A 22,650-nucleotide genomic window follows, 5' to 3' on the forward strand; every position below is an offset into this window, starting at 1 on the left:
TCCCCTTTATTCGAGGTCTGCAGCGATCGGCAAGGGTCCCATCAGATCGTTTACCGCGCGGAACACGTCCTGCTGGCGCATGAAATGCTCCCCTACCAGAACACCATGTGCCCCAACATAATGCAAGTAGGAAATATCGGCGGGGCCTGATATTCCGCTCTCGCTGATCAACGTAACTCCCTCCGGAACTTGTGCCGCGATATCGGCCGTTGTCTGCAGCGAGGTTTCAAATGTCCGCAGATTGCGGTTGTTAATCCCGATAAGCTGCGCCGTTCCCAGTTCAAGAACCGATTCCAGCTCTTGCCCATCATGGACCTCAATCAGGCAATCCAAGCCAATGGAACCAGCGATGTCTATAAAATCCGCGATCCGCCCCGGCTCCAGTATGCTCGCTATCAAGAGAACCGCGTCCGCACCTAAGAGGCGCGCTTCGTAAATCTGAGTCTCGTCGATAATAAAATCCTTGCGCAGCAAAGGAATGTTGACGGCTGCCCTTACCGCCTTCAAATACTCTCCACTACCCTGAAAATAGTCCTTGTCGGTCAGCACGGATAGGCAATCAGCATCGGCTGCCTCATAAGCTTTGGCGATCATAACCGGGTCAAAGTCCGGACGAATTAACCCTTTGGACGGCGAAGCCTTCTTCACCTCGGCGATTAACCCCATGCTGCGTTTACGCCCCGTGGACAACGCCTTCTCAAAACCGAGAGTCGGCGGTAAATCCGCTATTTGCCTCTCCGCCTCCGAGATGCTGAATGTATCTCGCAGCTGAGCAACCTCTCTGCGCTTCGTTTCTACTATTCGATCAAGATACATAACTCATTTCCCCCGTTCTTGAGATCAGCTGCTCCAGCTTGGACTGAGCCAGCCCTGAATCGATGGCTCCCGCTGCGCGCTGCACACCTTCGGCCAAACTATCTGCAAGCCCGGACACATAGATGCAGGCACCGGCATTGGCAAGCACGATATCCCGATAAGGACTGCGCTCACCACGCAGCACCGATCCGATGATGGCCGCGTTCTCTTTTGCATCGCCACCCAGAATATCGCTCATCGGATGAACCGACAGTCCCAGATCATGCGGATGAATATCATACGTTCGGACTTCTCCGCCGCGGAGCTCGGATACTCGCGTAGGCGCAGAGATGCTGATTTCATCCAAACCGTCATGGCTGGTTACCACCATGGCCCGCTTCAAGCCAAGCTCTTTGAGCACCTGCGCGATGGTTTCCGTTTTGTTCATATCGTAGATCCCGAGCATCTGCCGATCCGCCCCCGCCGGGTTTGTCAAAGGCCCCAGCATGTTAAATACGGTTCGAACCCCGAGCTCTTTGCGAGGAGCAGCCGCATATTTCATCGATGGATGATAGATTTGGGCAAATAGGAAACAGATGCCGATATCGTTCAGACAGGCTGTCGCTTGCTCTGCAGTCAAATGAATATTGACGCCCAGTGCCTCCAGCACATCGGCACTGCCCGCCCGTCCCGATGCTGAGCGGTTGCCGTGTTTGGCCACTCTGACCGAAACCGAGGAGGAGATAATGGCGGATACGGTAGAAATGTTGAATTTATGAATCCCGGATCCTCCGGTGCCGCATGTATCCAGCAGCTGATTTCGCTCGGTAACGACGCGCCCGCCCGCACCACGCATCGCCTCGGCAAAGCCGGTGATCTCTTCGACCGTCTCCCCCTTCATTCTCAAGGCCGTAAGCAGCGCCCCGATTTGAGAATGGGTTGCCTGGCCTTCCATAATGGACTGCATGACCCCGCGCGCTTCCTCTCGGCTCAGATCTTGACCTTGAATCAGCTTCGTAAGGCTGGATTGCATCGTTTCCATGACGTTCATTACGTTCTCCTCCTTCGGTTTAAGGTGTGTATTGGTACAGGTAATCCTGATTAATTAAATCGTTAGCATTCGTGCTGGACGGGAACATCGCTTCCGCGACGCGGATTGCCTTCAGCATCCCCTTGGCTTTGTTGACGGTTTCTTCATATTCCTTCTCCGGTACCGAGTCCCATACGATGCCTGCCCCCGCCTGGACATAAGCTTTGCCATGACGAAAAATGATCGTACGGATCGTAATGCAGGAATCCATGTTACCGCCAAAGCCCAGATAACCGATGGCCCCCGCATATGCGCCTCTGGCCTCCCGCTCCAACTCGGCAATGATCTCCATTGCTCTTAGTTTCGGAGCACCGGATACCGTTCCTGCCGGCAAGCAGGACAGAAAAGCATCGAAGAAATCCTTATCCTTGCTCAGCTGACCGGAAACGCTGGATACCATATGCATCACGTGGGAGTATTTTTCAATCTCCATGAACGTGTCGCACTTCACCGTGCCGAACTCTGACACACGGCCCAGGTCATTGCGGCCCAGATCCACCAGCATCAAATGCTCGGCGCGTTCCTTCTCGTCCTGCAGCAGATCATCAGCCAGCGCCTGGTCTTCGGCCTCGTCACGGCCTCTAGGTCTGGTGCCTGCAATCGGTCTTGTTTCCAATCTTCGTCCATCTACCTTCACCAGAGCTTCCGGCGAGGTTCCTACGATAATGTCGTCGTCCATTTTGAGATAATACATATACGGCGAAGGATTCAGCGTTCTCAGCACCCGGTAGACGTGCAGCGGCGATACTTCGGTCTCAATATGAAAGCGCTGGGACAATACCACCTGAAAAATGTCACCTGCGCGAATGTATTCCTTCGCTTGATCCACGTTGGAAAGATACTTCTCTTTTGTCATATTGGATTTAATGTCACCCATATCAACATCAGCCGGAATGCCTCTGGAGTTCACGTTCTCCCGCGGTCCCTGTTCTTGCAGCTGCTCGGCGGCTGCCTCTAAGGTACGGCATACTTCCCGATAGCTTTGCCCTATGGTTTCATCCGAATCCCCCGGGTTCACGTGTACGTTGCCCACCAGCATGATCTGCTGCTTCACATGGTCGAAGACAATGACTTGATCGCAAAACATGAACCGGATATCATCCATTCCGAGATCGTCCATCGCATGTGGCGGAAGCTTCTCATAATATTGGAGCAGGTCATATCCGAAAAATCCGATAGCCCCTCCGGTAAAAGGAGGCATCTCCTTCAGCTGCGGGCTGCGGTACGTCCGCAGCAGCGCCTTTAACTCCTCGACAGGTTTTCCTTCCAGAAGGGAACGCTCTCCGTTCCTTTCAATTTCGATCTTGCCTTTTTTGCCCGTGATCATTAAGAAGGGGTCTGTTCCGATAAACGAATACCGTGCCCACTGTACTCCACCCTCAACGCTTTCAAGTAAAAATGCCCGTTTCCGCTCCGCATACCGCTGAAAAATGCGAATCGGGGTTTCCATGTCGGCTAACAGTCTGATCGCTACCGGAATCAGGTTATATTCACCTGCCATAGCCACCACTTGCTCCATTGATGGATTCGCCATGTCAATCCCTCCTTAATTGATGATATACAACAAAAAAACCTCTACCGAAGTAGAGGTTAATGTTCAGAAAAAGTCTATGAAAAAAGAGCGCGGTCAAGGAATTACAACCCATTCAACGACGAACTACAGCGGCTATTGTTCCAAAGACGGATACAAGAAATAGGCTTGTAACCAGCCGTATGAACATGCTGTACTATTCATCATGAAATCAAGTTCATCCTTAATCCCGATTATGTTATTACCTAAACTGCCTCAGCTCTTCTCAACTCAACTCATCTGTAAAACCTAACTCTACTCAACTATTCTGATATCACTATACAGGATGATGCCGTGTTACTGCAACCCTAAATTTCTACATCAAGCGTTGGAGCCTGATAAATCCGGACGCAGCCGCTTGGCTTCGTTCAAATACACATGCTTAATCTCGCTCTGGCTTTTATCCGTATTGACCTGCACCATAAACCGGATGCAGCGCGGCAGACTGCCTTGAACCGGTATTTCAACCGAACACATTAAAGGGACGAGATCCCAGCCCTCCAGCTGGCGTATCGCTTTCGCCGGAAATGTCGCATCCAGATCCTGTGTCATCGTAATCCATATGTTGCTGATATACTCCGGCTGAAGCTCGTTTCGTCTCACCATCTCTTCAAGCAGCCGCAGCGTTTCCTGTACAATCTCCTGCTCATCGTTGCGGGTGACGGTTGTCGCCCCCCGGATTCCCCGATTCATCATGAACTATCCCTCTCCCTTCAACTGTTCAACCACGGATCGAACAGCTTCTACCGGTACATCCTTAACGATGCTGACGGTGCCGATGGATTCCGGTACGATAAATACCATATTCCCCTCGGCGAACTTTTTATCGTGCTGCATAGCGTCCATAATTCGCTCAACCGAGACGTCACACGGCAAGGTTACCGGCAGATTGACCGCCTTCAACATGCTCACTGTCTCGTTGTGCAGATCCGACGGTCTGCCGAGCTTTTCGGCAAGGCGGGCCGAACCGGCCATTCCGATTGCAATCGCCTCACCGTGCAAAAAGCGTCCGTAGCCGCCAACGGCTTCAATGGCATGACCGATGGTATGCCCCAGATTAAGGATGGCACGCAAACCGCCTTCCCGCTCGTCCTGGGATACCACATCCGCCTTGATCGCGCAGCCGCGCTCCAGGCCATATATCAGCGTATCGGGATCCAGGCTCAGCAGCTTCTGACCATTCTCCCGGCACCAATAGGCAAAATCACGGTCCAGGATCAAACCATGCTTCACCATTTCCGCAAGACCTGAGGATACCTCACGCGGAGGCAATGACATCAGCGTGTTTACATCATAAACGACCATAACGGGTTGATGGAACGCACCGATCATATTTTTGGCTAACGGATGATTGACCGCCACTTTGCCGCCGACGCTGCTGTCATGGGCCAGGATGGTGGTCGGGATCTGAACAAACGTCACGCCGCGCATGTACGTTGCCGCGACGAATCCGGCCAGATCACCTACAACGCCTCCACCCAGCGCGAATACTGCGGAGCTGCGGTCCAGCTTGCCGTTGATTGCTGTAGTCATTACCTCTTCATAGACTTGAAGCGACTTGGAGGATTCACCGGAAGGGACAATATGGGAAATAACCGTGTATCCTTCCGATTTTAACTGCTCCTCGACTTGAGACAAATAATGAGGCGCCACTTTATCATCCGTAACGATCAAATGTGGGCTCTTCCTAGTAATCCCATGCTTCGCGCTCAGCTCACCGATGGTATCCAATATCCCAGCTCCGATATAAATCGGATATGAGCGCTCTCCCAGTTCCACCTGAAGTGTTCTCATATTAGTAGTTCTCCAGCTGCTTCAGGTAGCTCTGGTAATTCGCATGAATCTCTTCCATCGAATCACCGCCAAACTTCTCCAGAAACGCCTTTGCTACCTCCCAGGTAACAACATGCTCCATGACAACGCTGGCTGCCGGAACCGCACAGGCATCCGAGCGTTCAACCTGAGCCGTGAAAGCTTCCTTCGTATCGATATCCACGCTTTGAAGCGGCTTGTACAGCGTTGGAATCGGCTTCATGACGCCGCGAACGACGATCGGCATGCCGTTGGTCATCCCGCCTTCAAATCCGCCCAGGCGATTGGTTGCGCGGTGATATCCGCGCTCTTCACTGTACATAATCTCGTCATGCACCTGGGAACCGGGCAATTGGCCTGCTTCAAATCCGATTCCGACCTCAACGCCCTTAAAGGCATTAATCGACATCACGCCCTGTGCGATGCGGCCATCCAGCTTGCGGTCATATTGGACATGGCTGCCCAGTCCGACCGGCACTCCTTCGATGATGCATTCCACGATGCCGCCGATGGAGTCGCCTTCTTTTTTGATCTGGTCTATGTAGGCTTCCATTTTCTTCTCGGTCTCTTCGTCCACCACGCGAACCGAGGAGGCTTCCGTACGCTCGATCAGCTCATCAATCGAAAGATTGTGCGGGGGAGCTTCGATCTCGCCAATCCGGATGACCTGGCCAGCCACTTTAACGCCGAATTGTGCCAGGAATTGTCTCGCGATAGCGCCAACCGCTACGCGAACCGTGGTTTCACGGGCACTGGAGCGTTCCAGCACATTACGCAGATCCTTCAGGTTGTACTTCAAACCGCCGTTCAAGTCGGCATGCCCCGGTCTTGGGCGGTGCACCCGTCTTTTCACCTCGTCGCTACCTTCAATCGGCTCCACGTTCATAATGTTCTGCCAATGCTTCCAGTCGTTATTCTGCACGACCAAGGCGATTGGCGCACCGGTTGTATATCCGTGACGCACGCCCCCAAGGATTTGCGCGGTATCCTTCTCGATCTGCATGCGGCGCCCCCGGCCATACCCCTTCTGTCTCCGATGAAGCTGAAAGTTCAATGCTTCGAAATCAAGCTCCAAATTACTTGGAAGTCCTTCGATTATGGTTGTCAACTGAGGACCGTGTGTTTCCCCAGCAGTTAAAAAGCGTAAGCTCATGATGCTTTTCCCCCTTTAAACTTTTAAGCGTTAAACCGCTAAACTCCGTAAATATCTTCTGCTCATTATAGTATAGGTCTAACGCTTTGACAAGAATGTCGCAAGACAAGCAAAAGCGCCTCTCATCCTACGGATTGAAAAGCGCTTTTGCGTTTATTGACAGCTGTCTCTATTGAATTTTACGGTAGAAAAAGGTCTCGTTGCTCTCCAGGCCATATTGTCCCGGATTAAAGATTTGTTCCGTGCTGCCCACAAACAAAAATCCGCCTGGCTTCAAGCTTGACGCAAACTTCTGGTACAGCTTATGCTTGGCCCCTTCCGTGAAATAAATCATCACGTTTCGACAAACGATCAGATCATACCCAGTCTCAAAGCGGTCCGTCAGCAGATTCTGCTTATGAAAGGTGACTTCTTTCTTCAAATGCTCACTGAAGCGATACACCGAACCTTCTTCCTTAAAATAGCGGGCGGCTACATCCGGAGGCACATCCTTCAATGACCTCTCGACATATAGGCCTTCCTTCGCTTTATGTAATGCCCCATCATCAATATCCGTCGCCGCGATTCGCGCACGGCCCAGCATCTTCTGTTCGGACAGTATCATGGCAAGCGTATATGGCTCCTCACCCGTGGAGCAGGCGGCGCTCCATATTTTCAATACCCCGGGATTCTGCTGGGATATCTCTGGCAATATTTTGTCACGGAGAACTTCCCACCGGTTGGGATTGCGCCAAAACTCCGAGACGTTAATTGTCATCCGGTCCAAAAACTCATGAAATAATGGCTTGTCCTTCATCATGGCGTCATAGAAGTCCGAAAAGGTTTCAAACCCCTTCTTCATACGCAGCGTTGTTAGCCTTCGCTTCATCTGGGCCTCTTTATAATCTGCCAGATTGATCCCCGTGCTTCGTTCGATACTGCGAACAAAGCCGATATAATCCGGATCATCCAGCACAGGTTCATGTTCCGTCATCGTATCATCCTGTTTAATCAGATTATTCCGCGTCCTTAGCTTACAGCCAAGGGGACAGCGTCTTGTTATATTCAACTAATTCCTTCTCTTCAAAAAAATTGGAAATTTCGCGTTGGGCGCTCTCCGGTGAATCCGATCCATGAATCAGATTGTGCGGCGTATGAGCTGAAAAATCCCCCCGAATCGTCCCGGGCAGCGCATCCTTCACATTCGTTTTGCCGATCACCTGACGGGACAAAGCAATGATGTCGTCCCCTTCCCAAACCATCGCAAACACCGGTCCGGACGTGATAAACCCAACCAGGTTCTCAAAAAAATCTTTGCCTTCATGTTCCGCATAATGGCGCTTGGCCTGCTCGTCTGAAATCTGCAGGAACTTGCCTGCAACCAGCTTGAATCCTTTATCCTCCAAACGGCCGACGATTCGGCCGATCAGCCCACGCTGTACACCATCGGGTTTAATCATTAAAAAAGTACGTTCCATTGGCCTCATCACGCTTCCCCTCATTCTAGGATATTGAACAATCATTCCATGCTCAGGTGATGTTACATGTTTGTACCCGTATTTTAACAGAAAGCAACCTCATGGTTAAGGCTAATATGACCGCTTCGTAATAAAATTTGCGATATCTCTTAGCTGTTTTTTGGTCTTGATGTCAGGCAAAGTATCCAATGCGGCCAATGCTTTACGGATATACCGATCAGCCAACGCCTCAGATCTCGATATACCATCGCTTGAGGTTACAAGCTCCACGGCGTCCGTCACATCACACTGGCCATTCAGTGCATGAATCCGATCCAGCGCTTGCAGCAGCGGCTCCCTCCGTTTGCTATCTTCGAGAGCAAATATAACGGGCAGCGTAATATTCCCCTGCCTCATATCGCTCCCCGGCGGCTTGCCAATCTGCTTCTCCGTCCCGCACAGATCCAGAAGATCGTCCTGAATCTGAAAGGCCATGCCGACGTTATATCCGAATCGATACAGAGCGTTTGCGACCTTGCGGTCCGCATCCGCAGCCAGTGCTCCGAGCTGGCAGCTGACGGCGATCAAGAGCGACGTCTTGCGGCGAATGCGAAGAAGGTACCTTCTGACGTCCTGATCGGTATTAAAGAAATCACGAATCTGCTCCATTTCGCCGATGGACATCTCGACCATGGCCTTGGCGAGAATTTGATGAATCTCTGGCTGCTTCAGGTGGGTCGTCAACTCCAGGGCCTTGCCGTAAATATAGTCGCCGGTATACATGGCAATCCGGTTGTCCCATTTCGCCTTTACCGTTGGCTTACCGCGCCGCGTGTCCGCATCATCGATCACGTCATCGTGAACGAGCGATGCGCTGTGAATCATCTCGAGCGGCACGGCCACATGCTTCAGCTTGTCAATGTCATAGTCGCCGAACTTACCGCCCATGAGCACAAAAACAGGACGGAGTCGCTTGCCCCCTGCTCGGAGCAGATGCAAAGAAGTCTCTGTCAGCTCGGGGCTGTCGCCTTCGACACTGAGATAGAGTTCCTTCTCGATAACGTCCATATCTTTTTTTAATGTTCCGAATATGTCAAATCGTTTCATCTTTTCACCCGTATGCTTAGATTCTCATTCCATAACTCCGGCACTACCTTGCAATCTTAGCAGGCCAAGTTCATCCACGAACTTGAAATATAAGCGTAACCCTTCCTGTTGTCGTTCGCCAAAATCGTAGCACAGGTTCGTAAAGCAGAATTGCAGCAGCCGCTAACTCCCCGATACACTCCGGCCTGCTAGTCACCCCATCTTGTATACAATTGATGTTCAATGCGTAAGCTGTCCAATACCTTGCCGACCAGAAAATTCACGATATCATCAATGGTCTTCGGTCCGTAATAGAACGCAGGCATCGCGGGAATGATTTTAACGCCAAGCTTGGCCAGCGCCAGCATGTTCTCCAGGTGAATCGCATGCAGAGGCGTTTCTCTCGGGACAAGCACCAGAGGACGGCCTTCTTTCAGCATCACATCCGCGGCGCGTCCCATCAGATTGTCGGAAGAGCCGTGTGCCACCGAGGATAATGTCCCCATGGAGCATGGCATAATGATCATGCCTTCCACCAGGAAAGATCCACTGGCTATCGTAGCCCCGATGTCGGAGATCGGATGGTACATCACATTTCCCTCGTATCCGCCGAATTTCTCGGCCAGCACTTCTTCGCGGTTGCCCGCCTGAAAGCCCATTTCCTCCTTCAGGACACGCCAGCCCGCATTGGAAATGATCAAATGCACATCATAGCCCAGCGAGAGCAGGCTCTCGGTGAGGCGAACACCGTATATGCTGCCGCTGGCTCCCGTAATACCGACAACCCAGCTTTTTCTGCGCATGGATTTCATCAGATATACCGCACCACCAAATCAATCAGAGTGAATACAAACAGGATGATGCTCAGTGTGCTGTTCATTGTAAAAAAGGCGGTTTGCAGACGGCTCATATCGTTCGGCGACAAGATGTAATGCTGATAGAACAAAATTCCGCAGGCGATGATCATGCCGATCAGATACCACCAGCCAACCGGTGTGACAAAGAAAAGAACGATAAAACCGATGGCTGTTACTACGTGAAAGCCGCGCGCGAACCACAACGCTTTATGCAAACCGAACCGGGATGGAATCGAGTACAGCCTTTCTTTGGCATCAAACTTCTCATCCTGGCAAGCGTAAACAATATCAAATCCGGCTGTCCAAAACGCAAGCGCGATATAGAACACAATGGCCTTCCAGTCGATTTGACCGGTTACCGCAACCCATCCGCCAAGCGGAGCCAATGCTGTTGTAAGCCCGAGCACCAGATGACAAAGCCAAGTAAACCGTTTGGTGTATGAATAAATAATGAGCATAAAAATAGCGATAGGCAGCAAACGGAAAGCAAACGGATCCAGCATGTAAGTCGCCCAGAAAAACACCGCGAAAGACAGAATAATGAATAAGATAACTTCCAGCGGTTTCAGCAGCCCAGCCGGAATGGCCCGATTTGCGGTGCGGGGGTTCTTGGCATCGATATGCTGGTCCGTGAGCCGATTCAATCCGAAGGCAGCGCTGCGTGCACCGAACATGGCAAGAAAGATCCAGCCGATATCTCCCCAGGATGGTAAGCGGTCAAACACAACGGCCGATCCTAGAATCGCCCCCATAAAAGCGAAAGGTAGAGCAAACAGTGTATGCTCCACTTTAATCATTTCAAGATAAGTTCCTATTTTCTTAAACATCCAGATTCTCCTTGATCCCAATATGTAAGGCTGCTATGCCACCAGTCAAGGGATAGGCCTGAACCTGTTTAAGTCCGGTCTGACGGAAAGCTTCGGCAAGCTCCTCTCGTCCTGGGAACAAAGCCAGCGATTCCGGCAGCCACTTATACTGCTCGTAACGCTTGGCTACCAGTTTCCCCATCCGAGGCAGCACTTGTTGAAAGTAGAAATAATAAATGCCTTTGAACGGCTGCCAAGTCGGCTTGGACAGTTCCAAACATACAACCATCCCGCCAGGCTTAACCACGCGTTTCATCTCATGCAGAACCTGCATGTAATCCGGCACATTGCGAAGACCGAAACCGATCGTCGCGTAATCGAACTGATTGTCTTCGAACGGCAGGCTCATGGCATTCCCCTGAACCAGTTCTATCTGTTGGTCCAGCCCCTGTTTGGCAACCTTCCCCCGGCCGACATTCAGCATCCCCTCACTGAAATCGAGTCCAACTATGTGTCCGGATTCACTTGCCTGTGCCATACTGATCGTCCAGTCGCAAGTACCGCAGCATAGATCGATGGCCGTATCGCCGCGACGCATATTCATCTTCTTCATCGTAAACTTGCGCCAGGCTTTATGTCTTCGAAAGCTGAGAATGTCATTCATAATATCATATTTTCCCGAAATGCTTTCAAAGACGGAATGGACGTATTGCTCTTTCGGATTTTTGCCGTCATGCTTGCTCATGTCTAACTTGGTTGTTTGATTATCCACAGCATCCCCCTACCCTTCACTTACGACGGACCGGTACGTGCTTAGCCGTTTCAGGAACGGGTCCAGCATACAGGCGTACGGGCTCTCTCCTACACGGCTTGCCAGCAGCAGCTGTACGGCATGAACGGACTCGCGCAGCTTGTCCAGCAGCTTCTCCGAAACCTTGTGCTTCAGGATCAGCTTCCTCCAGTCCTTCATATCCGTCTTCTTGCCAACCAGCATTTTCCGTTCCTCGTCGCTCCCCGACTCGATCAGATGCCAGTACACGTAACTGCATCTGCCGATTTCAGGCGTAGCACAGCGTTCCATCTCCTGAACAAGCGTCTCACATTCCGTAATTTCCTTGAGCAGCTTCTCCCATGTTTCTTGTACGGACTTCTCAAGCAGCGGAGTAAAAGAAAGAAACAGCTGCATATTCAGCTGTACCGTTAGCCGTAGATATTCTTCAGAAGGCAGCAACGTTTGTTTCATTTTGCCGTATAATCTCATCTTCATCACGTTAACTTCGCTAACAGCCTTGCTAAGAAGCGAGATGACAGCAATTTCGCCCTTTAAGGCAAGGAGTTGATAAAAACGGCTGCTGAAATAATCCCCTGCGAGCACTTTTAACTGCCGGGATCGCATCATCGCCTCTCCTTGATTGCCCTCCGTAACGTCGATGCTCTCATGCGTATCGAGTCCCACCTGAACCAGTGAGGTAACCAGTGCGTACAATTCTTCATGTCCGGCAAGATTTCGTCCCGAATCCTTTAAAAATATGTATAGCAAATGAACACGGGCATCCGGAAAATTCGGAAGTTCCGTGTGGTTCTGAATCATATCATAATTTAAATATTTCTCTGCCAGTTCTGGTACGCGATACGGTTTCATTCTCAGCCTCCGTGCACTTGATGTTCTTTTGTCCAATTGAGCCCACAATCCAATCTATTATAACACATGTTCAAGGCGCGTACATGCCCTGTCATCTACTATTTTACCCCTTTCAGGGGCTGCTGAACTGCTTAAGCCAAAGATTCGTAAATGTTAGGTTAAGAGCGGCTGCAATGGATGGCGGAACATCGCCGTTCTCGAGCTGGGTCAGAGCTTCTGCATAGCGTGAGTCCCAGGCATCCTTGTTCATATTCGAAGCCAGCAGCATATACCGCTTCCCTCCCCAACGATCGATGGCTACCACTCTTAGATACAGCTGCTGCACATTATCCGTTCCTTCGAACGTAAAGGACATAATGCTGGCGATATCCTCATAAACCTCGGCGGCCGTCTCCGAGGGATCGCTCAATTTGATATCCAGCGTCAGCGCGCCTTCATCATAATCTGCCCGGCTTATTTTCAGATGAAGAGGAAGATTCATTAGGGAGTCCACTAATCCGGCATCGCTTAATTCCCGGCTGTGATAGGGTATCGCCGCTGTCACAGCGCCGACCTTATAACGGGCTTGCGATTGAAGCCCCATTAACAGTGCGAGCAGGATACATGCAATCGCCGCGGGCAGGAGTACGGCTCGTACGGATTGCCAGTGCTTCATGTCCTAAACCTCCTCTATTCCTAGTTTCTTCCGCACCTCATTAGTCCATACCTCATTGTATAAAGAAAAAAAGCAGGCTATGCCTGCTTCAGGTAAAACGAGCCTTATTCGGTTTAGAAGAACGATCGAGAAGTCCACGCCGCTGCCACCCCCAGCGCTGCGATCCTCGCTAGATTCATGAGCACAAAATTTTGCACCGCGATCGCAAATGTTTTCTCTTTGGAAGGATGGGCGGTGAATACGGCGCTTTTTTTATAAACCGGGGCAAGCGTGACGAACACCAGAAGAACTAACACGGGGTGCACCTTCATCAGGAGAAGAGCCGCCAGGTCCAGATAAGCAAGGCAATACAGAATTCGGAACAGCTTTAGAGAAGGCCTGAATCCTATATATACGGGCAGCGTATACCGCTTGTTCTCCATATCCTCATCCATGTCGCAGATGTTATTGGCCAGCATGATGTTGGCAATCCCAAGTATGGCCGGCAGCGATACCACCAGCAGCAGCAGTACCTCAGGAAGGTTCACCTGAAGGGACAGAACGCTGCCGTGCAGGTCCAGAACCGCCAGATGGCTGTCCTCCGCGTGGATCCAAGCCGAAATAAATATAATGACAAATCCCATAAACAATCCGGAGAACAGCTCGCCCAGCGGCATCCGCGAGATCGGAATCGGTCCGAACGAATATAATATCCCTACGGCAAAAGACAATCCGCCCAGCAGCAGGATCAACCAGCCCGTAGACAGGAAAAGCGCGATCCCTGCACCAACGGCTGTCAAGAGCAGCACGATGATGACGGACACAACCGCAGGCTCCTTAAGGTTATAACGTACAATGGCATTGTGCTGCTCGTAACCGAAGCCGTTCTTTTTAATCGCTTTTTTGTAATCGTAATAGTTATTGATCGCCGTTGTTGCCATATCAAACGAGAGCAACGACGCGAGCATCAGGGCAAAATGATACCCGTCGAACTGCTGAAAACGAAACAGTGCATACAAAGTTCCGAACAGGAACGGAATCATGCTGGCTACCTTCGTCTGAATTTCCACCAGTTTAAAAAAAGCTCGGATTCCCATGACCATCATCCTTTATCCAATTAATCTGATTTCAGATTAAAGGATTTCATGGCCGCGGTCTGTTGGAATTGTACTTGACAAACGCGTTTGCAAAAGTGACGAATGTTACTTTTGGAGCGAGATAAAAAAGCCCCACCAATTTGGTGGGGCTTTGCCAAGATGGTAATCCTATTCAGATGCCGGATTCAATCTTCCCATGCTTGGTCATGACCTCAGCTTTGCCGCGTATTTTAACCGCAGACGTATGATCCGTGAACTGGGCGATGATGACCTCGCCTTTGTCCAGCTTCTCGGTATGATGAAACCGGGTGTCCTGACCGCGGGTAAGGCCGATCACCTGCACGCCATGGTCCAGCGCTTTGACGATAAAATAATCCCCGTTTTGAACGTTCTCCATTGTTCAGACCTCCTCACCGTAAGCTAAAAGAAAAGGCCGTGAACGAATTCACGACCTGTGCTCTTAGGTAATATGTAGAAATCTTTATTTGATTCCGTCTTTGAGCGCTTTACCAGGTTTAAATGCAGGAATTTTGCTCGCAGGGATTTCGATTTCTTCACCTGTTTGCGGGTTGCGGCCTTTCCGTGCGGAACGCTCGCGAACCTCGAAGTTGCCAAAGCCGACCAGCTGTACTTTGTCTCCACTTTGCAACGCTTCGGAGATTGCATCGAAAACGGCATCAACCGCTTTAGTTGCATCCTTCTTGGAAAGCTCAGTAGATTCAGCTACTTGTGTAATCAGATCCGATTTATTCATTCTTTCACCTCCCTAACAAGGAATGTGCTCCACTTGCTATTCACTGTTTCCGTTTTACCGCAAATTATACGTGCAATCGGGTATTTTACCCCTATCTCGCGTTTAGAATGCATGACGCGGAACAAATTTATAGTAATACAGCCATCTCATAATTTCAAGCGTTTTGCTCTGCACTACCAAAGAAAACACGAAAAACAGCCGCTAATCGGGACTTTAGACCCGTTAGCGACTGCGTATTCAACACCTTAGCGATACTCACTTAAAGAATGATCGCGATCAAACCGCCGGAACCTTCGTTGATGATCCGACCCAAAGTTTCTTGCAATTTATATCTCGCATTGTCAGGCATCATTGCAATTTTGCCTTGAATTCCTTCACGGACGATCGAGTGCAGCGAGCGTCCGAATATATCGGATTCCCAAATCTTGATCGGATCGTTCTCGAAATCCTGCATCAGGTAGCGCACAAGCTCTTCGCTTTGCTTCTCTGTGCCGATAATCGGCGAGAACTCGGATTCCACGTCGACCCGAATCATATGGATGGAAGGCGCGGTCGCTTTCAATCTTACCCCGAAGCGGGTGCCTTGACGGATAAGCTCAGGCTCATCCAGCGCCATCTCAGCCAGGGAAGGAGCAGCAATACCGTAACCTGTCGTTTTAACCATTTCAAGCGCTTCAGCGAAGCGGTCGTATTCCCGTTTGGCATGGGAGAACTCCTGCATCAGCTGCAGCAAATGATCTTTACCGCGAATCTCGACACCCACAACCTCCATCAGGATCCGGTCATACAGTTCATCAGGTGCAAAGAGATCGATCTCGGCAACGCCCTGACCCATATTCATGCCGCTAAGTCCGGCATGGTTGATGAAGTCATACTCCATGAACTGGCTGACCACCCGGTCCACGTCACGCAGACGGCGGATATCTTTCACGGTATCTCTGACCGAGTTCTCATAGTTGCTGCGCAGCCAGTGGTTCTCGTTAAGCACCATAACCCAGCTAGGAAGATTAACGTTCACTTCATGCACTGGGAACTCATACAATACTTCACGAAGAACACCGGTTACATCATCTTCGGTCATCGTGGCTGCACTCAGTGTCATCACCGGAATGTCGTATTTCTCTGCCAGCTCATTGCGCAGCTGAAGCGCTTCTTCACTGCGTGGACGCGTCGAGTTAATGACCACCACGAATGGCTTGCCGACTTCCTTCAGTTCCTCGATAACGCGCTCCTCAGCCTCAACATAAGAGCTGCGCGGAATTTCCGCAATGCTTCCGTCTGTCGTGACGACGACACCAAGCGTGGAGTGCTCCTGAATAACTTTGCGCGTTCCGATTTCAGCCGCTTCCTGGAACGGAATCGGTTCTTCGAACCATGGCGTCGAGATCATTCTCGGGCCATTCTCATCCTCGTAGCCCTTAGCGCCTTCAACGGCATAACCTACACAATCCACCAATCTGACGTTGACCTCAAGACCTTCCGTAACTTTGATCTGTACCGCGTTGTTCGGCACGAATTTCGGCTCGGTTGTCATGATTGTTTTCCCTGCAGCACTTTGAGGCAGCTCATCCACAGCTCTTACTCGATCCGCCTCGTTCGTAATGTTCGGGAGAACAATCGTCTCCATAAACCGCTTGATGAAGGTTGATTTTCCCGTACGGACGGCACCGACAACACCTAAGTAAATGTCCCCTCCGGTCCGTTCGGCAATGTCCTTAAAAATGTCCACTTTTTCCAAAAGAGATCCCCTCCTCAAATTACTCCGAAGGAAAAATGCTTTAAGAGCATCCGCTTCGTGTTCCACTCATAGCCAAAGCCATTGCAACAGATGAGCAGCCTTTACAATGTCGCCAGCATCCCGCCGCCGGTATTCCATGAGTTTTGATGGAAACGGCAAAGCGGCGTAACTCGTACATGCATTTGGACTAGTAACATCATATGTACCGGGTTCAAAAATATGACGGTTGCCCCTTAAAGTCCGTCCAGTTTTTTTTAAGGATATCGAATAGGCCTAAACCAACTAGACACTGCCCTCGAATACCGTTAAAAACAACTACCGCTAAGGGCGCGGTTTGTCTTCATGCTGTGCGCCTTCAGACGTTTTCGTATGCCTCATGATGGGGGCAACCGGCTCTTGCCCGCACTACTCTTTCAGATTATGAATATGCGCGCACTTTAATAGATATTCCAAATAGATTCAACCAATTTCAAAAAATCTATCGAAGAAGGGTCTCAAGAAAAAAATGTTGGTCCGATCATTGCTTCCGAATCCCCTATCTTCACCAGTTATCGGTAACCATGTAGGTTCAACAAAAATACCCGCCGATCACGGCGGGTATAGGTTCAGGAAAGCGGCTGAGCTACGGGCTGCCCATCCTTCCATATATAAGGTACAGATTTTACGGGGACATAATAGGATTCCTTCTCCAGGAACACCCGTAAATCCTCTCCTTCTTGAGGATCGGAACCGTTCTTCTGGATAGCCTGCATAATATCGAATGCATAATCGGCGTATACCGTTCCCTCTTCATCCATCATAAAGGCCATCTCCTGACCCGAGTATACACTCAGTAATGAAAGGGATTTGGCATCGGTCTTGGACAGGTCCACTGCCGTATATCCCGGGTACAGGGCTTCCCCTGCAGGAAGAGCGTTGTCATGCGCCATTTTGTACAAATTCACGGCTCTCTGAACGTCATTCACCTTCTGGGCCGTGGTCAAGTCCATAACCTTCACGGTTGGCTCGGTTTCCTCATTGATAATGAGAAAATATCCACTTCCGCCCTTCTCAAATGCCGTATCCGGAATTTGGTCGATGTATCCCCGGTTCTTCAGCTGATCCAAATCGACCCGGTATTTCTCATACCGAGGAATTTCCGGACCTGCCGTAATCATCGGCAAGATTCCCTGTTCTTTATAAAAATCATCTACAGCCGATTGTATCCGTTTGACACTTTCCCTATATGAAACCTTGTTCTCCTGCAATTTCTCGTCAGGATAAAGACAACCTGTCAGCAACATCGGAAACAGCACCAGGATTAAGACGGTAGACATCCGCCTCGAACGGCCTGCCGCTTGGGTCATCCAAGTGATCATACTCAACTAACATCATCCTTCGCTTTAAATAAAGTCATCGGACTCCCGGTTTCTCGCTGCTTCGAGCTGTTTGCGTATCGCAGCTTTGAGCGGGTCCTCGGGAATCATTACCTTTATATGATTCGTGATTCTCGTCTGGCAGGATAGCCGGTAGCCTTGTTCCATCATCGATGTCCCCAGCTTCCTGATTTCCTTGGGCTCCGGAGCAGAGCAATGATCGCGTTCCTCGCTCGGAACTATGATTTTGCACATCAAACAACCGGCTTTGCCTCCGCAACGGGTAGGAATACGCACGCCGGCCCGACGGGAGGCATCCAGTACATTCGTGTTCGGACGAACCTTGACCTTCTTCTGATCCGGCAGAAATAACACCTCGTAGTCCAACGGTAAACGCGCTCCTTTTCTTATGTAAACATTCATCCATGCTGCCGGCCCTATTTGCCGTGTTATGGGTGTAGTCCGATTAATCGGTTCAACACCATCCGATGTTCCATGCTCAAACGGTTCCGGCTTAACAGCTGCTGAAGCAGCGGCATATGTTGGTCCATGTCCCTCAGGATCGCCTCTGCAATGGCATCGTACCGATCCGGCCGATCCCGAAGCACATTAAACACCAGTTCATGGGATAACGGCATCAGCCGTACCGTGACGCCCTGTATATGACTCTCTGGTGCTGCAGGATACAGCAATGGATCGATCTCAACACAGTAGGTGGACCCGTTTGAATTCACTTCAAATCCGCCTACCAGTTCAATCGGAACTTTCTCTATTTCATAGTGGCTCAGAATCGAAGAATATATCCCCTCTTGGTCTAATCGGGGAGCATCCACGGCCATAAAAGCCAGCGACTCATGCAATGGCTGGACGCCCCCTGCATCGGTATATATATCGATATCTCTCGGCGGCTTGTCCAATGTTACATCCTGCAGAAGCAAGCTGCAGCTTCCACCCAGCAGCCAAGCAATAGGTACCTGATTCAGCTTATGAATGGCGGTAGCTAACACACTCTCCAATTCCGGCAGATCATTCAGCGTCATGCTGCACCCCTTTACCGTATCGTCCCGGATTGACTTCCTACGTTATATGATGGAGGCCAGTCCAATAATAAAACCAAAAATCATCATCATAAAGGCCACGAACGACAGCGCGCCGCGCAGAAAACCCTTGGTCTTGCTTCGAGCAAGCGTAACCACTATGACGGACAGTGCCATAATCAATAATGCGACTAAGGACAGCCACATCTTTTGCATCGGATCCATGTCACGAAACTCTCCATTCTCTCATCAATTTCAACCTATTATATCACGAAAATGATAGCGCCTCACCCCAGGTATGTCGAAAAAAAGAACAAAAGCCGCTATCCAATCCGGAGCGTCTTTTGTTCAACATCATCATCGTATCTTATTTGTTCATCATCATTTTCATCAAGGCTTCCATATTGCTTGGATTCATGCCACTCTTCTTCACCGCGCCGACAATCTCTTGGATCGTGTCCTCACTAACAGGTATGTTCGCCATCGAAGATACCTGCTTGATCAGCTGGCGGAGCTGGGCTTCATTTTGCATTGTAGACGGCTTAACCGTGCTAGCCAGCTTATTGACAGCCCCTGAAGAAATTTTCTTGCCGCTTTTCTTGTTAATCGCATTCAGTACATCCTTGTGAAAGCTTTTGCTCATTTCCACCCCTCCTCCGACATCCTCACATCAATATATGAGTCAATCATCGGAATGGTGAATAAGCTAGGTGTGCCATTGCTCCCATGTTTCAAGCGGCATCATTTCCATCTCTGTCTTGGGATCCCGCCCCATCAAGGCTTCCACGGCGATGCGGGGATTCCGGTCTTTAAACAACACGTGATACAGCTGGTCAGCAATCGGCATCTGTACGCCGTATTTCTCGGAGATGGCATGTGCGGCTTTGGTCGTGCGTATTCCTTCCACAACCATACCCATGGAACCCAGAACCTCATCTAACTTCTTACCCTGACCAAGCATCGAACCAGCCCGCCAGTTTCGGCTGTGCTGGCTGGTGGCGGTAACCACGAGGTCACCGATTCCAGCAAGCCCGGCAAACGTCATTGGATTCGCGCCCATTTCCATGCCGATTCGCAAAATTTCTGCCAAACCTCTCGTGATAAGCGCTGCCTTGGCGTTGTCACCGAAGCCCAGCCCGTCGGACATCCCGGCGCCCAAAGCGATTATATTCTTCAGGGCCCCGGCCAGTTCAACACCGATCATATCCCGATTCGTGTACACTCTGAAATACGTGTTCATGAACAAATCTTGAGCGGCTACAGCCGCCTCGGCATTCAAAGACGCCACTACGACCGTTGTAGGGCAGCGTCTGACCACTTCCTCCGCATGGCTTGGTCCTGATAATACCACCACGCGGCCTTCCTCACAGCCAAGCTCCTCGGATATGACGGTGGACATCCGCTTCAAGGATTCAGTTTCGAATCCTTTGGTCGCATGAATCACTAGCATGTCCTCGGTCCAAAACTGCTTCAGCTGCCCCGTCACTTCCCGCATCGCGGACGAAGGTGCAACGATAACTACAGCAACAGCCGATGAGACAGCCTCTTTCATATCGGTTGTAGCCCGAATATTCGGTGATAACTCCACCCCGGGTAAATAACGGTTATTGGTATGCGACTCGTTGATTTCACGAGTCTGTTCCTCCGTTCTTGTCCAGACGACAACCTCCAGATCATTTGAAGCGAGAACACTTGCCAAAGCGGTTCCCCAACTGCCTGCCACCAGAACAGCGACTTTGTCAGACAACGCGCTTCCCTCCTTTGTCCTTTCCTTTTCCAGAACCCAGCTTGTTTTCACGCCCCTGCACAAGCTTCACGATGTTCGAGCGATGCCGCCAGAAGGCGAATATGCATATGATCAAGCTCGTCCAAAAGATTGGCCACGAATAATCCGCGATCAATAGAAAAACAGGGGTAAGCACTACAAAAATAAGGGAACCCAAAGATACATAACGGGTAAAAACAATGGATAGAATGGCGATAATGCCTGCTATAAACGCTGGTATAAAGCAAAGCGTAGCAAGCACCCCAATGGCTGTTGCAATCCCTTTGCCGCCTCGAAAGCGGAAGTAAAGAGGCCAATTATGACCGATAATGGCCGCAATACCGCACAATCCCGGCAGCCACGCATTGTCTCCCCCGAGCCATCGTCCGATCCAAACCGCAGCGATGCCCTTAATTACATCCAAAGCCAATACAAGTATGGCAGGTCCCTTTCCCAGGACGCGAAGGGTATTGGTTGCCCCGGCGTTGCCGCTGCCATGCTGACGAATGTCAATCCCTTTCAGGATTTTGGCAAGCAGCACGCTGAAGCTTACCGAACCGAGTAAATAACACACTACTATCGCTACGATCTCCAAAATCAAACTATTCTCCCCTAACTCTCATCAGACTTTCTTCGAGTAAATATCCTGATGGGTGTACCTTCAAAGTCAAACGCGGCCCGAATCTTGTTCTCAAGGTAACGCTCATATGAGAAGTGCATCAATTCCGGATCGTTGACAAATACGACCATGGTCGGCGGCTTGACCGCGACCTGTGTTGAGTAGTTAATACGCAATCTTCTTCCCTTATCCGTTGGAGGCGGATTGATGGCAATCGCATCGGAGATGACATCGTTAAGGAGATGCGTCTGCACGCGCAGTGAATGCTGATCAGCCACATGCTTAACGACAGGGAGCAGCTTCTGCAAACGCTGCTTTGTTTTGGCCGACAGGAAAACAACCGGCGCATAGGTCATGAACAAGAAATGATCGCGGATCTTTTTCTCGAACTGCTGCATCGTTTTGTCATCCTTCTCGACCATATCCCATTTGTTGACGACGAACAAAGACGCTTTACCGGCCTCATAGGCATAACCGGCAATATGCTTGTCCTGCTCGATGATGCCTTCTTCCCCGTTGATCAGTACGAGAACGACATCCGCGCGCTCGATAGCACGCATGGCCCGCATGACGCTGTATTTCTCCGTGGTCTCATATACTTTCCCACGTTTGCGCATGCCCGCTGTATCGATGAGCACATACCGCTGCCCATCCTTCTCGAACGGCGTGTCAATAGCATCGCGCGTAGTACCCGCAACGTCACTGACAATGACGCGCTCTTCTCCCAAAATGGCATTAACGAGAGAGGACTTGCCCACATTCGGTCTGCCAATCAGGGCAACTCGAATAACATCCTCGTCATATCCGTCGTCTTCCAGTTCCGGCAGGTTCTCGACCACAACGTCCAGCAGGTCGCCGATCCCTGTGCCGTGACTTCCCGATATCCCGACAGGATCGCCAAATCCGAGGGAATAGAACTCATAGATATCATCCACGCGCTTCAAATTATCCACTTTGTTTACGCTGAGTATGACAGGTTTACCTGATCGGAACAGAATCTGTGCAACTTCCTCGTCCGATTGGGTAACCCCTGTCTTCGCATCGCACATAAATACGATGACATCCGCTTCTTCAATTGCAAGCTCGGCTTGCATGCGTATCGATTTCAATATCATGTCATCGCCATCGATTTCGATACCTCCGGTATCGATGACACTGAACGCTTTACCGTTCCATTCGGCACTACCGTAAATCCGGTCACGGGTAATACCCGGTTTATCTTCAACGATGGCTAATCTGTCGCCAATCAATCGGTTAAATATGGTGGATTTACCGACGTTTGGCCGTCCGACGATAGCCACTACGGGTCTTGCCATAGTCACTCCTCCTGTCAATTCTTACGATTATCATCATAGCAAAAAACGTTACAATTGGCTAACCTTTCATCTGCATTTCTATTATGCT

At 50.4% G+C, this 22,650-nt stretch carries 26 protein-coding genes and 1 pseudogene; all 27 read right to left on the bottom strand.

Annotated elements, in window-relative coordinates:
• Positions 1-6: 6 nt before the first annotated feature.
• Entirely contained in the window at positions 7-816 is an 810-nt protein-coding gene (gene trpC, locus PLA01S_RS22645; RefSeq protein ID WP_127594141.1) for an indole-3-glycerol phosphate synthase TrpC, read from the bottom strand.
• Complete coding sequence (gene trpD, locus PLA01S_RS22650) at positions 806-1,846, bottom strand: anthranilate phosphoribosyltransferase (RefSeq protein WP_127594142.1); 1,041 nt, start codon at positions 1,844-1,846, stop codon at positions 806-808. The genes trpC and trpD overlap by 11 nt, the downstream gene beginning before the upstream one ends.
• A 19-nt stretch (positions 1,847-1,865) precedes the next feature.
• The gene (trpE, locus tag PLA01S_RS22655) at positions 1,866-3,419 is read right to left on the bottom strand and encodes an anthranilate synthase component I (RefSeq protein ID WP_127594143.1); all 1,554 of its coding nucleotides are present in this window, start codon (positions 3,417-3,419) and stop codon (positions 1,866-1,868) included.
• Between the two features lie 357 nt (positions 3,420-3,776).
• The gene (gene aroH / locus PLA01S_RS22660) at positions 3,777-4,151 is read right to left on the bottom strand and encodes a chorismate mutase (protein ID WP_009595253.1); all 375 of its coding nucleotides are present in this window, start codon (positions 4,149-4,151) and stop codon (positions 3,777-3,779) included.
• 3 nt (positions 4,152-4,154) lie between these two features.
• On the bottom strand, positions 4,155-5,249 hold the full coding sequence (aroB, locus tag PLA01S_RS22665) for a 3-dehydroquinate synthase (protein WP_127594144.1): 1,095 nt from the start codon (positions 5,247-5,249) through the stop codon (positions 4,155-4,157).
• 1 nt (position 5,250) lies between these two features.
• Positions 5,251-6,420 (bottom strand): chorismate synthase, encoded by a 1,170-nt coding sequence (gene aroC / locus PLA01S_RS22670; protein ID WP_127594145.1) that lies wholly within the window; start codon positions 6,418-6,420, stop codon positions 5,251-5,253.
• 169 nt (positions 6,421-6,589) lie between these two features.
• Entirely contained in the window at positions 6,590-7,393 is an 804-nt protein-coding gene (locus PLA01S_RS22675) for a CheR family methyltransferase (protein WP_127594146.1), read from the bottom strand.
• A gap of 40 nt (positions 7,394-7,433) precedes the next feature.
• On the bottom strand, positions 7,434-7,877 hold the full coding sequence (gene ndk, locus PLA01S_RS22680) for a nucleoside-diphosphate kinase (RefSeq protein WP_127594226.1): 444 nt from the start codon (positions 7,875-7,877) through the stop codon (positions 7,434-7,436).
• A gap of 111 nt (positions 7,878-7,988) precedes the next feature.
• A complete protein-coding gene (locus PLA01S_RS22685; RefSeq protein WP_127594147.1) occupies positions 7,989-8,963 on the bottom strand; it encodes a polyprenyl synthetase family protein in 975 nt (324 codons plus the stop codon).
• Positions 8,960-9,107, bottom strand: a pseudogene (locus PLA01S_RS32690) (ABC transporter substrate-binding protein); the annotation flags it as partial. The gene PLA01S_RS22685 and the pseudogene PLA01S_RS32690, both read right to left, overlap by 4 nt.
• 44 nt (positions 9,108-9,151) lie before the next feature.
• Entirely contained in the window at positions 9,152-9,754 is a 603-nt protein-coding gene (locus PLA01S_RS22695; protein WP_127594148.1) for a UbiX family flavin prenyltransferase, read from the bottom strand.
• Positions 9,754-10,626, bottom strand: a complete 873-nt coding sequence (locus PLA01S_RS22700; protein WP_100536315.1) for a UbiA-like polyprenyltransferase — start codon at positions 10,624-10,626, stop codon at positions 9,754-9,756. The genes PLA01S_RS22695 and PLA01S_RS22700 overlap by 1 nt, the downstream gene beginning before the upstream one ends.
• Positions 10,619-11,350 carry a demethylmenaquinone methyltransferase gene (locus PLA01S_RS22705; protein ID WP_164817500.1) on the bottom strand — a complete coding sequence of 244 codons (732 nt, stop codon included), beginning with the start codon at positions 11,348-11,350 and terminating at the stop codon, positions 10,619-10,621. The genes PLA01S_RS22700 and PLA01S_RS22705 overlap by 8 nt, the downstream gene beginning before the upstream one ends.
• Before the next feature lie 36 nt (positions 11,351-11,386).
• On the bottom strand, positions 11,387-12,247 hold the full coding sequence (locus tag PLA01S_RS22710) for a heptaprenyl diphosphate synthase component 1 (protein ID WP_127594150.1): 861 nt from the start codon (positions 12,245-12,247) through the stop codon (positions 11,387-11,389).
• Positions 12,248-12,359: 112 nt separating this feature from the next.
• Positions 12,360-12,902, bottom strand: a complete 543-nt coding sequence (locus PLA01S_RS22715) for a hypothetical protein (protein ID WP_127594151.1) — start codon at positions 12,900-12,902, stop codon at positions 12,360-12,362.
• Between the two features lie 113 nt (positions 12,903-13,015).
• The gene (locus tag PLA01S_RS22720) at positions 13,016-13,978 is read right to left on the bottom strand and encodes a 1,4-dihydroxy-2-naphthoate polyprenyltransferase (RefSeq protein WP_127594152.1); all 963 of its coding nucleotides are present in this window, start codon (positions 13,976-13,978) and stop codon (positions 13,016-13,018) included.
• A 172-nt stretch (positions 13,979-14,150) separates the two neighbouring features.
• On the bottom strand, positions 14,151-14,375 hold the full coding sequence (mtrB, locus tag PLA01S_RS22725; protein ID WP_071223937.1) for a trp RNA-binding attenuation protein MtrB: 225 nt from the start codon (positions 14,373-14,375) through the stop codon (positions 14,151-14,153).
• Between the two features lie 84 nt (positions 14,376-14,459).
• Entirely contained in the window at positions 14,460-14,732 is a 273-nt protein-coding gene (hbs, locus tag PLA01S_RS22730) for a non-specific DNA-binding protein Hbs (RefSeq protein WP_006209463.1), read from the bottom strand.
• 259 nt (positions 14,733-14,991) lie between these two features.
• Entirely contained in the window at positions 14,992-16,470 is a 1,479-nt protein-coding gene (spoIVA, locus tag PLA01S_RS22735; protein WP_113056935.1) for a stage IV sporulation protein A, read from the bottom strand.
• Positions 16,471-17,075: 605 nt separating this feature from the next.
• Positions 17,076-17,828: a YphF family lipoprotein gene (locus PLA01S_RS22740; protein ID WP_127594227.1), complete on the bottom strand. Its 753-nt coding sequence runs from the start codon at positions 17,826-17,828 to the stop codon at positions 17,076-17,078.
• 24 nt (positions 17,829-17,852) lie between these two features.
• Positions 17,853-18,212, bottom strand: coding sequence for a 2Fe-2S iron-sulfur cluster-binding protein (locus tag PLA01S_RS22745; RefSeq protein ID WP_100536308.1), 360 nt, complete (start codon positions 18,210-18,212; stop codon positions 17,853-17,855).
• A 62-nt stretch (positions 18,213-18,274) separates the two neighbouring features.
• On the bottom strand, positions 18,275-18,865 hold the full coding sequence (locus tag PLA01S_RS22750) for a hypothetical protein (protein ID WP_127594153.1): 591 nt from the start codon (positions 18,863-18,865) through the stop codon (positions 18,275-18,277).
• A 42-nt stretch (positions 18,866-18,907) separates the two neighbouring features.
• The gene (locus PLA01S_RS22755; protein WP_071223929.1) at positions 18,908-19,087 is read right to left on the bottom strand and encodes a DUF2768 family protein; all 180 of its coding nucleotides are present in this window, start codon (positions 19,085-19,087) and stop codon (positions 18,908-18,910) included.
• Between the two features lie 142 nt (positions 19,088-19,229).
• Positions 19,230-19,505, bottom strand: coding sequence for a stage VI sporulation protein F (locus PLA01S_RS22760; RefSeq protein ID WP_006209456.1), 276 nt, complete (start codon positions 19,503-19,505; stop codon positions 19,230-19,232).
• Positions 19,506-19,568: 63 nt separating this feature from the next.
• On the bottom strand, positions 19,569-20,609 hold the full coding sequence (locus PLA01S_RS22765) for an NAD(P)H-dependent glycerol-3-phosphate dehydrogenase (protein WP_127594154.1): 1,041 nt from the start codon (positions 20,607-20,609) through the stop codon (positions 19,569-19,571).
• On the bottom strand, positions 20,602-21,228 hold the full coding sequence (plsY, locus tag PLA01S_RS22770) for a glycerol-3-phosphate 1-O-acyltransferase PlsY (RefSeq protein WP_100536305.1): 627 nt from the start codon (positions 21,226-21,228) through the stop codon (positions 20,602-20,604). The genes PLA01S_RS22765 and plsY overlap by 8 nt, the downstream gene beginning before the upstream one ends.
• A gap of 11 nt (positions 21,229-21,239) precedes the next feature.
• Entirely contained in the window at positions 21,240-22,562 is a 1,323-nt protein-coding gene (der, locus tag PLA01S_RS22775) for a ribosome biogenesis GTPase Der (RefSeq protein ID WP_071223925.1), read from the bottom strand.
• Positions 22,563-22,650 lie beyond the last annotated feature (88 nt).

The organism is Paenibacillus lautus NBRC 15380, assembly GCF_004000945.1.
GTDB classification, from domain to species: Bacteria; Bacillota; Bacilli; order Paenibacillales; family Paenibacillaceae; genus Paenibacillus_AQ; species Paenibacillus_AQ lautus.